This window comes from Nocardioides sp., from assembly GCF_047606145.1.
Taxonomy (GTDB): Bacteria; Actinomycetota; Actinomycetes; order Propionibacteriales; family Nocardioidaceae; genus Nocardioides.
The window spans coordinates 1-11,360 of sequence record NZ_JASGET010000145.1 but is presented as its reverse complement, the minus strand read 5'-3'; the positions used below and the strand labels follow the sequence as shown (position 1 = coordinate 11,360).

General features: G+C 73.7%; 10 protein-coding genes. 6 read left to right on the top strand and 4 right to left on the bottom strand.

Annotation, left to right across the window (positions count from 1 at the left end):
* Nucleotides 1-140: 140 nt before the first annotated feature.
* Nucleotides 141-1,496, bottom strand: a complete 1,356-nt coding sequence (locus QM638_RS19535; RefSeq protein WP_415144732.1) for a helix-turn-helix domain-containing protein — start codon at nucleotides 1,494-1,496, stop codon at nucleotides 141-143.
* 214 nt (nucleotides 1,497-1,710) lie between these two features.
* Between QM638_RS19535 and QM638_RS19530 the strand changes: the two genes are divergently transcribed.
* Nucleotides 1,711-2,304 (top strand): TetR/AcrR family transcriptional regulator, encoded by a 594-nt coding sequence (locus tag QM638_RS19530; RefSeq protein WP_415144730.1) that lies wholly within the window; start codon nucleotides 1,711-1,713, stop codon nucleotides 2,302-2,304.
* Nucleotides 2,305-2,500: 196 nt separating this feature from the next.
* Here the strand turns inward: QM638_RS19530 and QM638_RS19525 are convergent, their stop codons facing one another.
* Complete coding sequence (locus QM638_RS19525) at nucleotides 2,501-3,736, bottom strand: MFS transporter (protein ID WP_415144729.1); 1,236 nt, start codon at nucleotides 3,734-3,736, stop codon at nucleotides 2,501-2,503.
* 9 nt (nucleotides 3,737-3,745) lie between these two features.
* The gene (locus tag QM638_RS19520) at nucleotides 3,746-5,089 is read right to left on the bottom strand and encodes a D-arabinono-1,4-lactone oxidase (protein ID WP_415144727.1); all 1,344 of its coding nucleotides are present in this window, start codon (nucleotides 5,087-5,089) and stop codon (nucleotides 3,746-3,748) included.
* Between the two features lie 76 nt (nucleotides 5,090-5,165).
* On the opposite strand from QM638_RS19520, the gene QM638_RS19515 reads away from it, so the two are divergent.
* On the top strand, nucleotides 5,166-6,392 hold the full coding sequence (locus tag QM638_RS19515; protein WP_415144725.1) for an amino acid deaminase/aldolase: 1,227 nt from the start codon (nucleotides 5,166-5,168) through the stop codon (nucleotides 6,390-6,392).
* Here QM638_RS19515 and QM638_RS19510 read toward each other — a convergent pair.
* On the bottom strand, nucleotides 6,319-7,566 hold the full coding sequence (locus QM638_RS19510) for a benzoate/H(+) symporter BenE family transporter (RefSeq protein WP_415144723.1): 1,248 nt from the start codon (nucleotides 7,564-7,566) through the stop codon (nucleotides 6,319-6,321). The genes QM638_RS19515 and QM638_RS19510 overlap by 74 nt on opposite strands.
* Before the next feature lie 57 nt (nucleotides 7,567-7,623).
* On the opposite strand from QM638_RS19510, the gene QM638_RS19505 reads away from it, so the two are divergent.
* The 4 genes from QM638_RS19505 to QM638_RS19490 all read left to right on the top strand — a co-directional run.
* Nucleotides 7,624-8,154: a helix-turn-helix domain-containing protein gene (locus QM638_RS19505; RefSeq protein ID WP_415144721.1), complete on the top strand. Its 531-nt coding sequence runs from the start codon at nucleotides 7,624-7,626 to the stop codon at nucleotides 8,152-8,154.
* Nucleotides 8,155-8,357: 203 nt separating this feature from the next.
* Nucleotides 8,358-9,131 carry an SDR family NAD(P)-dependent oxidoreductase gene (locus tag QM638_RS19500; RefSeq protein ID WP_415144719.1) on the top strand — a complete coding sequence of 258 codons (774 nt, stop codon included), beginning with the start codon at nucleotides 8,358-8,360 and terminating at the stop codon, nucleotides 9,129-9,131.
* Nucleotides 9,128-10,036, top strand: coding sequence for a DMT family transporter (locus QM638_RS19495; RefSeq protein WP_415144717.1), 909 nt, complete (start codon nucleotides 9,128-9,130; stop codon nucleotides 10,034-10,036). Before QM638_RS19500 ends, QM638_RS19495 begins: the two co-directional genes overlap by 4 nt.
* A 52-nt stretch (nucleotides 10,037-10,088) precedes the next feature.
* Nucleotides 10,089-11,360: phosphatase PAP2 family protein (locus tag QM638_RS19490; protein ID WP_415144715.1), on the top strand; the 1,272-nt coding region annotated here is incomplete at its 3' end.

Here is an 11,360-nt window from a genome sequence, read left to right as displayed (position 1 = left end):
GGGGGGGCGGCCCCCCCGCGCCGCGCCCCCCCCCCCACCCCGATACGGGTCTCATCACACCGTCACCGACACCTCGGGTCGGTGACGCACCGGGGCACCTGCCGTGCCGACGGTCGGTGCGCCGGCGGTTCGGGACGACGTCAGTGTGTGCTGACCGCGAACCCGGTCGGCTGGCGCAGACCGGTCGACGCCGCCGCCCGGCGGTAGGCGTCGCGAGCGGCGTCGAGGTCCAGCACGTCCTCGAGCAACGCAGCCAGCTCGAACCAGTTCTGTGCGGCGGTTCGGTCGTTGCCGATCCGCGTCAGCAGCGCGACAGCGCGCTGATAGTGCGCGGTCGCCTCGTCTGCCCGACCGAGCGCCAGCAGGGACCGACCCAGGAGCGTCGCGGCGTCCGCGGCCTCGCGGGGCAAGGAGTCCGCCGACTCGTCGAGGAGACGCTGGGCGAGCTCCGCGGCGGCGCCGTGGTCCCCCGCCAGCAGGTGGGCCCGCGCGAGTCCCAGGTCGTTGCGGATGCGGTCGGCAACGGTGATGCGGGCCCAGGAGAAGTCGTCGGCGGCACGGCTCAGGTTCACCTTGGCGTCGTCGATGGCCGGCGGGTCGAGCTTGAGCTGCAGGATGCCGAGCTCCGACTGGAGACGGGCGAGGTTGCGGTCGCTCCGTCCCTCGCGCAACAGCGCCAGGGCCTGGTTTGCCAGGCTCACCGCGTCGGAGACGCTGCCGCGCTCCGCCTCGATGACGGAGGCATTCCAGTAGGCGGCCGCCCGGGCCGCCGGTGAGGCGAGCGACTCCGCGCGGGACACGGCCCGTCGGCAGACCCGGACGGCCTGCCCGACGTCGCCACGCTCGAAGTGTGCCGCGGCCAGGGTGGCGGCCAACTGGACCGCGTCGTCGGAGGAGGCCAGCGGCGTCCCCTCCAGGGAACGGAGCACGGTCTCGGCCGTGTCGACCGATCGCGCCAGGTCGCCCGACTCTCGATACGTACGGCTGAGGGCGATCGCGACCGCGGTGCGCAGCACACCCTGCGGCAGGTCGTCGATCAGATCCTCGAGCTCGATGATCGCCTCGTCGAGTCGTCCCAGCGCCTCCAGCGCCGTGGCGTGAACGAACCGGGCCTGGGCATGAAGAGAGCGCAGCGGGCCGCTGTCCAGCGCCCGGCCGAGGATCACCGCCGACCGCTGGGCGGCCTCGGCGGCCTGCCCGGACTCGAGCGCGAGCTCCGCGTAGTTCAGCTCCAGCCGGACGTCGTCGTACTCGCTTGGGGTGATGCCGAGCAGCAGCTGGGTGGTCGCCACCCCGAGCCGATCGGCGAACGCCTCCAGTGTGGCCGGCTTGACTCGACGCTGGCCGGCCTCGATGCGGGAGACGTAGCCCACCGACATCAGCTCACCGGCGAGCTCGGTCTGGGTCATCCCCTTGGCCGCGCGTGCGGCTTTGATGCGTTGCCCGAGGTCAGCTGGATCGATCGAGGCGAGAAGCTCTACCTGGTCGGCGTTCACGCGGCCATTCTGGCCAGTTTGACAGGCAGTTGTCACAGAAATCGGCCACTGTGTTGCCAACCTGTTGGCAAAGATTCAGTACGGCTTGGAGATCCCGGTGTCCGTAGCCGTGCGGTGGTCGACGGCTCGGCCGGTGTGGAGCGAGACGTGTAGATTCGCCAACCGTCGAGGCGGGGTGGGCCCGGTCCGCGTGCTCGTATCTCAGGGAGGTCTCGTGGCACGAGTGTCCGCGCAGATGCGACGGGTGCAGCTGCTCGATGCGGCCGAACGGGTGATGGCCCGCGACGGGGTCGCGGCCGGGACCACTCGGGCCATCGCCGCCGAGGCCGGCGTGCCGACCTCGGTGTTCCACTACTGCTTCCGCTCCCGCGACGAGCTCATCTCCGAGCTGATCCGCCGGCTCGGCGCCGCCGAGCGGGCGGCGGTCTCGGCGGGACTGCTCGCCGAGGGCGACCTGGAGGGGCTCCTCGGCGCCGCCGCGGAGGCCTATCTGGCGCACCTGGTGGCCGACCCGGGTCAGGAGCAGATGCTCTTCGAGCTCAACCACTACGCCTTGCGCACGCCCGGGATGGCGCATCTGGCGGCGGAGCAGATGGCGATGTACCTCGAGTCCGCGCGCATCGTGCTCGATCAGGTCGCCCGGGCCGCCGGCGTCACCTGGACGATCCCGGTCGCCGAGCTGGCGCGGGTGGTGGTCACCGTCACCGATGGCGTCACCACCACCTGGCTCGCGGACCGGGACACCGAGGCGAGCAGGGCGACCCTCGCTCGGCTGCTGCGCGTGGTCACGTCGTACGCCGCCCGCTGACCGCCCTTCCCGGCCCCCGGGCCGAGTCGGTCCGCAGAACCGGCGAGTCGGTCGTCGGAACCACCGAGTGGGTCCTCAGGACCGCCGAGTCGGTCGTCGGAACAGGCCGATCCGAGGGGACACGCCGCCCCCGCGCGCTCGGCTCCGGATCACGGCCTCACAGCCTCATCGCACGTCGTCCCACGTGACCACACGGTCACCGCACGGCCCGGACCCGTCGCACCATGACCGCACCGACCAGCGACATCGCCCCGGCGGCGAGGAACATCGCGCCGAAGCCCACCCAGGCCACGATCGCGGCCGCCATCAGCGGGCCGAGCGCCTGCGGCACGTTGGAGCCGACGTTGAGGATGCCGAGATCCTTGGCCCGGTCGTCGGGGTTGGGCAGGACCGCGGTGACCAGCGCCTGGTCGACGGCCACGAACGCGCCGTAGCCCGCCCCGAGCAGCGCCGCGCCGGCGAACGCGGTGCTGAGCGACGGGAGGAGCGCGAGCAGGATCGCGGCCGCCCCCTGGAGCGCCGCGGCGACCGCGACGAACACCTTGCGCCGGCCGGTGCGGTCGGAGGCGACCGAGCCGGTCACGGTCGCCAGCAGGGTGAACAGCACGTAGACCAGGCTCAGCTCGAGCAGGGCGCCGTCGGGGTCGCCGACCTCGAGGTCGTCCTTGAGGAAGAAGTAGAGGTAGGTGGTGCCGAGCGCGTTGCCGACGTTGACCAGCAGCCGGGAGCCGAACGCCCAGCCGAAGTCGGGATGGCGTCGCGGATCGACCCACAGCCCGGCGACCAGGTCGCGGGCCGCCAGCGTCGGCGCGCCGGCGCGTGCCGGGAGGTCGCGGTAGCGCAGCGCGAACGGCAGCGCGAGCACCACCATCGCCGCGGCCAGGGCCCAGTACCGGCCGGAGTCGGAGAGCGCACCGACGGCGACCAGCCCGAGCACCAGTCCGACCGACTGTGGTCCGAACATCACCCCGGACACCACCCCGCGTTGGCGGTCGGGCACCTCGTCGGCCACGGTGGCGCTCATCCCGGCCGTGATCGCGCAGACCGCCGCGGCGGCGAGACCCCAGGTCAGCGCCAGCCCCGGCCAGGAGCTCTGGTAGCCGGTCAGCACCAGCATCGCCGCGTACGCCGTTACGCCGCCGATCACCCAGATCCGACGCCGCCCGATCCGGCTGCGGGTGCGGTCACACAGCGCGCCGCAGATCGGCAGGCCGACCAGGGTGACCACCCCGGCCACGGCGTTGATGATGCCGAAGTCGCGGTAGCGGTGCAGGTGGTCGAGATGGTCGAGCTGCTCGGGCAGCGCCAGCTGGACCGGTACCAGCCAGGACATCCACACGCCGAGCCAGACCAGGCCGAAGCGTACGATCCAGGCGCGCTCGACCGGGACGGTCGGCTCGGCCGGCTGGGTGGTGACGATCGGGGTCGTCATGGCGACCGATCATCCTCCGAGGAGGTGGGCGAGGTGGTCGTTGCCGAACAGGCGCCCCGGATCGACCCGATCGCGCATCGCGACGAAGTCGTCGAAGCGGGGGTAGCGCTCGCGCAGGTCCGCGGCCCCCAGGCCGTGCATCTTGCCCCAGTGCGGGCGGCCACCGGCCGCGGTCGCGATCCGCTCGAAGGCGGCGAAGTACGCCCGCTGGTCGGGCGCGCCGGGCGCGGTGTGGATGGCGATGTAGACGTTGCTCCGGCCGTAGCCGGTGGAGAGCGGCACCTCGTCCGCGGCGGCGACCCGCACCTCGACCGGGAACGAGATCCGCCAGCCGCTGCGCGCGACGACCTCGACCAGCTCGCCGAGCACCGCCATCCCGGACTCGCGCGGCACGGCGTACTCCATCTCCACGAAGCGGACCCGGCGGGCCGAGGTGAAGACCCGGTAGGAGAGATCGGTGTAGGTCCGCGGGCTCAGCGCGCGAGCCGCGAGGTTGGCCAGGCCGGGCACCAGGCGCGGCACCCGGTTGCCCAGCGCGACGGTCGCGCCGAAGACGCCGTTGCTGAGGAACTCGTCGTCCCACCACGCGCGTGCCCGGGAGAGCGGTGCCAGCTGCGTCGAGTCCAGCGGATGCCTGGTGTTGTGCTTGGTCAGGACCGAGCGGGTGTGCGGGAACCAGTAGAACTCGAAGTGGTCGGTGCCGTCGGCGTGCTCGTCGAAGCCGGCCATCACCTCGTCCAGCCGGCCGGAGCCCTCACGCGCGGTGAGCGCGAAGAGCCGCTCGGTCTGCAGCGTGACGGTAGTGACGACGCCGAGTGCGCCCAGTCCGACCCGGGCGAGGTCGAAGAGATCGGCGTTCTCCTCGGGGCCGCACCGGCGCAGCGAGCCGTCGGCGAGCATCAGCTCCAGGCCGCGGATCTGGGTGGCCAGGCCGCCGAAGCCGGCGCCGGTGCCGTGGGTACCGGTGGCGAGCGCCCCGGCGATGGTCTGCTCCTCGATGTCGCCGAGGTTCGTCATCGCCAGTCCGAGGGCGGCCAGGCCGCGGTTGAGCTCACGCAGCCTGGTGCCGCCGCGGACGGTGACGAGGCCGGTCTCGGCGTCGGCGTGGACGATGCCGGCGAGGCGGTCGAGTCGCAGCTGAACGGCAGTGGGTACTCCGATGGGGGTGAAGGAGTGCCCACTGCCGATCGGGCGCACCCGAGACCCGGCAGCCGCCGCGGTGCGGATCACCTCGGCGAGCTCGTCGGTCGACCGCGGTACGGCGACCCGGCCGGGCCGGGCCCGCTGGTTGCCGGCCCAGTTGGTCCACCCCCTCGGATCCGGGTGCGCCGCGGCGATCTGGTCACAGGCCATGCCAGAAGGGTGGAGTAGGGCACTCGACTCGGTCAAGTGCCCAAGAACGTTGACTTGACCCGCCGGCACCGTTTCCATGGTGCTCGTGCCGATCAGTCATGACTCCGCCCAGCATCGCCGCCTCGACCACGCCACCGCGGGTCTGGACGGCCCGGTCGCGGTGGTCGACCTGGACGCCTTCGACGCCAACGCGGCCGATCTGGTCCGCCGGGCCGCCGGTCTGCCGATCCGGGTGGCCAGCAAGTCGGTGCGGTGCCGCGCGCTGCTGCGCCAGGTGCTGGAGCGCCCGGGATTCGCCGGGATCCTCGCCTTCTCGCTGGCCGAGGCGCGCTGGCTCGCCGAGGAGTACGACGACGTGGTGGTCGGCTACCCCACCGCGGCCCGGCACGAGCTGGCCGCCCTCGCCACGGACCCGGACGTGGCGGCGCGGGTGACCCTGATGGTCGACAGCGCCGAGGGGCTCGCCCTGATCAGATCGGTGCTCGCAGGCCTGCCCGGCCCCGCACCGCTGCGGATCTGTGTCGACCTGGACGCCTCCCTGCGGGTGGCGGCCGGCCGGGTGCACATCGGGCCGCGCCGCTCGCCGGTGCACGACGTCGACGAGGCGGTCGCGCTGGCCCGGTTGATCGTCGACGACGACCGGTTCCGGCTGGTCGGCGTGATGGCCTACGAGGGACAGGTGGCCGGGGTGCCCGACCGGCCGCTGGGCAAGCCGCTGCAGGTGCCGGTGCTCCGCCGGATCAAGCGGGCCTCGGTGGCCGAGCTCGCCGAGCGCCGGGGCGCGGTGGTGGCGGCGCTGCGCGAGCTGGCCGACCTGGAGTTCGTCAACGGCGGTGGCACCGGGAGCATCGAGACCACCCGCGCCGACCGGTCGGTCACCGAGGTGGCGGCGGGCTCCGGGCTCTACGCACCGGCGCTCTTCGACAGGTACGACGCCTTCCGAGCCGCCCCGGCGGCGTACTTCGGCCTCGACGTGGTGCGCCGCCCGACGAGCGGGATGGTGACCGTGGCCGGCGGCGGCTGGATCGCCTCGGGTCCGGTCGGGGCCGACCGGGTCCCGGTGCCGACCTTTCCGGCGGGACTGAGGCTGGTCGGCACCGAAGGCGCCGGTGAGGTGCAGACCCCGCTGCGCGGTGCCGCCGCCGACGGCCTGCGGATCGGGGAGCGGGTGTGGTTCCGGCATGCGAAGGCGGGCGAGCTGTGCGAGCGGGTCGACGTCCTGCACCTGGTCAGCGGAGAGGGTCTGGATCCCGCGACGCCGTCGGCTCCGACGTACCGTGGCGAGGGTCGGAACTTCGGCTGAGCCCGGGCCTCGCCCCGCCGAGCGCCACCAGCACGACCAGCCCGGCGAGCAGGGCCCAGAACGCGGCGCCGACGCCGGCCAGGGTGACGCCGCTCGCGGCGACCAGGAAGGTCACCACCGCCGACTCGCGTCCGGTGGCGGCGCCGAGGGCGCCGGCGAGTGCCGACCCGAGGGTGGCGAACAGGCCGAGGCCGGCGACCGCCTGGACCACGCCGGTCGGCGCGGCCGAGACCAGCGAGGTCAGCGCGGTGGAGAGCAAGGCGAGCACCAGGTAGGCCCAGGCCGCCGTCCGGGCCGCGATCCAGCGCCGGGCCGGGTCGGGATGGGCGTCGGGTGAGGCGGCCAGCGCCGCCGTGATCGCGGCCAGGTTGATCGCGTGGCCGCCGGCGACCGAGCCGATCATGGTGCCGGTGCCGGTGACCGCCATGGTGGAGCGCCACGGCACGGCGTACCCGTAGCCGGACATGACCGCCACGCCCGGGACGTTCTGGGAGGCCATCGTGACCACGTAGAGCGGGATCGCGATCCCGACCAGCGCTCCCCAGCTCAGCCGTGGCGTGGTCAGCTCCAGGTGTGGGAGCACCGGCCCCTGCCAGCCGCCGTCGGTGGCGAGGTCGAGGCCGATGGTCGCCAGCGCGACGGCGAACGCGGCCGGTACCGCCCACCGCGGGGCGAGCCGCACCAGGACCAGCCAGACCAGGACCGGCGGCCCCACCAGCCACGGATGGTCCACCACCCCGGTGACCGGCGCGATGCAGAGCGAGAGCAGGACGCCGGCGAGCATCGCCTGCGCCAGCGAGGCCGGGATGAGCGCGATCAGCGCGCCCAGGCGTGGCCAGAGCGCGGTGGCGAGGATCAACGCGCCGGTCGCGCCGAATGCGCCCACCGCCGCCGGCCAGCCACCGTCGGGCACCCCGGAGCCAGCCAGCACCGCCGCGCCGGGCGTCGACCAGGCGAGGGTGAGCGGGATCCGGTAGCGATGGGTGAGCCAGAGCATGCCGAGCGCCTGGGTCAGACACACCGCCAGCAGCCCGGAGGCGGCCTGCTCCGTGCTGGCGCCGACGCCGCGCAGGCCGGCCAGGACGACGGCGTAGGAGCTGGTGAAGCCGACCAGTGCGGTGACCAGCCCGGCCAGCATCGGCTGCAGGTCGAGGGGGCGTCGGATGGGTTCCACATACAGAACGATAGAGCGAAGGTTCTGTATGTGGAACAGCCTGTCTACGATGTGACGATGGACCCGGCGACGCTCATCGGTGCGCGAATCCGGACGACGCGCCGCGATCGCGGTCTCTCGCTGGCGGCCCTGGCGAAGGCCGCCGGTGTGGGCAAGGGATCGCTCTCCGAGGTCGAGAACGGGGTGCGCAATCCGACGCTCGGCACGCTCTACGCGCTCGCCGGTGCCCTCGGCGTCCCGCTCGCGGTGCTTCTCGCCGAACGAGCCGGCACGCAGGTCGCCTCGCCCGGGATCAGCGCGCGGCTGCTGGAGACCCAGTCGGTCGACGACGCGGTGGTCGAGGTGTACCTGCTCCACCTCGACGCCGGTGCCCGGCACGACTCGCCGGGCCATGGCGACGGGGTCGTCGAGACGATGACCCTCACCCAGGGCCGGGCCTCGATCGGTCCGACCGGGCGGGAGACCGAGGCGGCGGCCGGAGAGACGGTGACCTGGACGAGCGACGGTAGGCACGGCTATCGGGCGCTGGGCGAGGGTGCCGTGGAGGCGGTGCTGGTGATCCGCTCGCCCCGCGACCGGGCGGGATGAGGACCGGGCGGGATGAGGACCGGTAGGAGAGGCCGGTACGACGGGCGGTGTGCGGGCCGGTGTCACGGGCGCGTCGGGGATCGTGCGGGCGCACCGGGCACCCGTCGCGCGAGCGCCACAGCGCGGTGCTAGGTTGCACTAACCGGAGAGAGTGACCGGTTGGCCAGACCGGCACGCGCAGGGAGTGCAAGGGAGAGCGGCTGATGCGGCTGTCGGGCGGTGTTGCGTTGGTCACCGGCGCCTCGGCGGGCATCGGCGAGGCGACGGCGCACCGACTCGCCGCGGCGGGCGCGACGGTGCTCGTGCACGGCCGCGACCCGGAGCGGACCCGCGCGGTCGCCGCGGCGGTGGACGGAACCCCGCTGGTCGTCGACCTGAGCGCACCGGACGCCGCCGAGACGCTCGCCGACCGGGCGCTGGCCGCGGCCGGCCGGATCGACGTGCTGGTCGTGAGCGCCGGCCGCGGTCACAGCGGCCTGTTCACCGCGATGGACCCCGCCCTCGTCGAGGAGATCCTGGCCGTCGACCTGGCCGCCGCCGTCGGGCTCACCCGCCGGGTGCTGCCCGGGATGATCGAGCGGGGCAGTGGGCATCTCTGCTTCGTGACCAGTATCGCGGGGCGCACCGGCGTCGCCGGCGAAGCGGTGTACGCCGCCGCCAAGGCGGGCCTCGACGCGTTCGCCGAGAGCCTGCGGCTGGAGCTGACCGGCTCCGGCGTCTCGGTCAGCGTGGTGGTGCCGGCCGTGGTGGACACCGGGTTCTTCGACCGCCGCGGCGAGCCCTATCGGCGCCGCAGCCCGCGGCCGATCCCCGCCGACCGGGCCGCCGCGGCCATCCTGCGGGCGGTGAGCCGGGAGCGGGCCGAGGTCTACCTTCCGGCATGGACGCGGATCGCCCCCACCGTCAGGGCGCTGGCGCCCGGGCCGTTCCGGGCGCTCTCGCGCCGGTTCGGCGAACCGGTGAGGAGCCGGCGATGACCCGGGCATGGGTGGTGCTGATCCTCGGCCTGGGCGCGGCGCTCGCGTTCGCGGTCTCGGCGTTCCTGCAGCAGAACGCCAGCCGGCGGTTGGACGGAGCGCCGGGCGCCGCACTGGCCAACAAGGGCCTGCCGGGCGCCGTACGACTCTTCCGCCGGTTGGTGCGCAGCCCCCGCTGGTTCGCCGGCTGGCTGGTCAACCTGGGTGGCTTCGGGCTGCAGGCGGCGGCGCTCCGGCTCGGATCGGTGGCGGCGGTGCAGCCGCTGATGACCACGCAGCTGCTCTTCGCGATGCCGCTGGCCTCCTGGGAGCAGAAGAGGCGCCCGACCTGGCCCGACCTGCTGGCGGGGGCGGCCATCTGCGCCGGGATCGCCCTGTTCATGACCGTCGACGGTGCGGCCCCGCTGACCGGCGCCGCCGACCGCGGCCGGGTGCTGCTCGCGGTGGCCGCCGGTGCGGCCGGCATCGGACTGCTGGTCTCCGTCAGCCGTGGCCGCCCGCCGACGGTGGCGGCGGTGCTGCTGGCCTGCGCGGCGGGGATCTGCTTCGCCCTCTCCGCGGTCTTCATGAAGCTGACCGCCGACTCGTTGCTCGACCACGGCGTCCGGGCGACCGCGGTCGACTGGGTGGGCTACGCGCTGGCCGGCAGCACCGGACTCGGCCTGGTGCTCGGCCAGACGGCGTACGCCGCCGGACCGCTGCCCTGGGCCCTGGCCGCGATGAACATCGTCAACCCGGTGGCCAGCTATCTGGCCGGTGCCCTGGCCTTCGACGCCTCCGTGCCGAGCACCCCGGGCGCGCTCGCCGGAGTCGTGGGCGCGGGGGCGCTGCTGGTCATCGGCGTGGTGGGGCTGGTCCGCTCACCGTCGGCCCGGGTGTGGAACGCGCAGGCCGACCATGCCTGACCCCTCGCTCGCCCCGACCGGCCGGTCGTCTCGCTCCTGGCGCCTTCCCCGGATGCGCAGCCAGATCCATCCGCATCCCGCCCGCCCCAAGCCGGCCCGCCCGGTGATGGTGTGGCGCCAGGTGCTCCTCGGTCTGCTGGTCTTCGGCTACTACCTGCTGGTCGACGCGCTCAACTCCCCGGAGCGCAGACGCGACGCCGATGCCCGGGGTGAGGCGCTGGAGCGCTTCCAGCGCTGGCTGCACATCGATGTCGAGTACCGGCTCAACGACTGGCTGGTCGGCCATGACTGGCTGGCCACGATCGCCAACTACGAGTACGCGTTCGTCTACGTCCTCACCGCGCTCGCCACCCTGGTCTACCTGCTGCGCTGGCGGATGGACCTCTACCGGCGTGCGCGGACCGCGTTCCTGATCGTCACGCTGAGTGCCATCACCTGCTTCTGGGTCTTCCCGACCACGCCACCGCGGATGCTCGGGCACGGCCTGTACGTCGACACGGTGACCGACGGGCACACCTGGGGATCGTGGGGCTCGCCCCTGGTCAAGGGCGCCAACGAGCTGGCCGCGATGCCCTCGCTGCACATGGCCTGGGCGCTCTGGGTCAGCGTCGTGCTGGTCTGGGCCGGTGCCCGGCGCTGGGTGCAGCTGGTGAGCGCCGTGCACGTGCTGATCACGCTGGTGGTGATCCTGGCGACCGCCAATCACTACGTCCTCGACGCGGTGGCGGCGTTCGTTCTGGTGACGATCGCGGCCCGGATCGCGGTGCTCACCGACCCGACCGCGCGCCCCGGGGTGCTGGTGCCGTCGGCGGATGCCTTCTTCCTCCACGTCGAGGGCACCCCGGGCCGTCCCGGCCGGGCCGCGCAGATCGTCGGCGGCCTGGTGCTCTGGGAGTACGCCGACGGCCGGCCGACCCTGGATCAGATGCGCGACCTGGTGGCCGGCGAGCTGGCCGGGCTGCCGCGCTTCACCCAGCGACTCCACGACGGCGGCCGATGGCACCGCCAGCGCTGGGTGCCGGCCCCGGGGCTGGACTGGGACTGGCACGTCATCGAGCGCCGGGTGGCGGGCCGGCGTGGCCTGGAGGACGAGGTGGCGCAGCTGCTGCGCGATCCGTTCCCGCGCGATCGGCCGCTGTGGCGGGTGGTGCTCTTCGATCTGGGTGAGGGTCGGCGCGCGATGCTCTTCGCCGTCCATCACGCCTTCGCCGACGGGATCGGGACGGTGCTGCAGGCGATGCGACTGCTCCGGCCGCGCGTCGAGCTGCCCGAGCCGCCACCGCGCCCGGGCGGCCTCGCCGTCGCGGCCGCCACCGCTGCCGGG

What these genes read in the sequence shown, in the direction of transcription:
- QM638_RS19515 (WP_415144725.1), top strand. Translation starts at nt 5,166, where the DNA reads ATGGTGCTCGTGCCGATCAGTCATGACTCCGCCCAGCATCGCCGCCTC.
- QM638_RS19500 (WP_415144719.1), top strand. Translation starts at nt 8,358, where the DNA reads ATGCGGCTGTCGGGCGGTGTTGCGTTGGTCACCGGCGCCTCGGCGGGC.
- QM638_RS19520 (WP_415144727.1), bottom strand. Translation starts at nt 5,089, where the DNA reads ATGGCCTGTGACCAGATCGCCGCGGCGCACCCGGATCCGAGGGGGTGG.
- QM638_RS19505 (WP_415144721.1), top strand. Translation starts at nt 7,624, where the DNA reads ATGGACCCGGCGACGCTCATCGGTGCGCGAATCCGGACGACGCGCCGC.
- QM638_RS19525 (WP_415144729.1), bottom strand. Translation starts at nt 3,736, where the DNA reads ATGACGACCCCGATCGTCACCACCCAGCCGGCCGAGCCGACCGTCCCG.
- QM638_RS19495 (WP_415144717.1), top strand. Translation starts at nt 9,128, where the DNA reads ATGACCCGGGCATGGGTGGTGCTGATCCTCGGCCTGGGCGCGGCGCTC.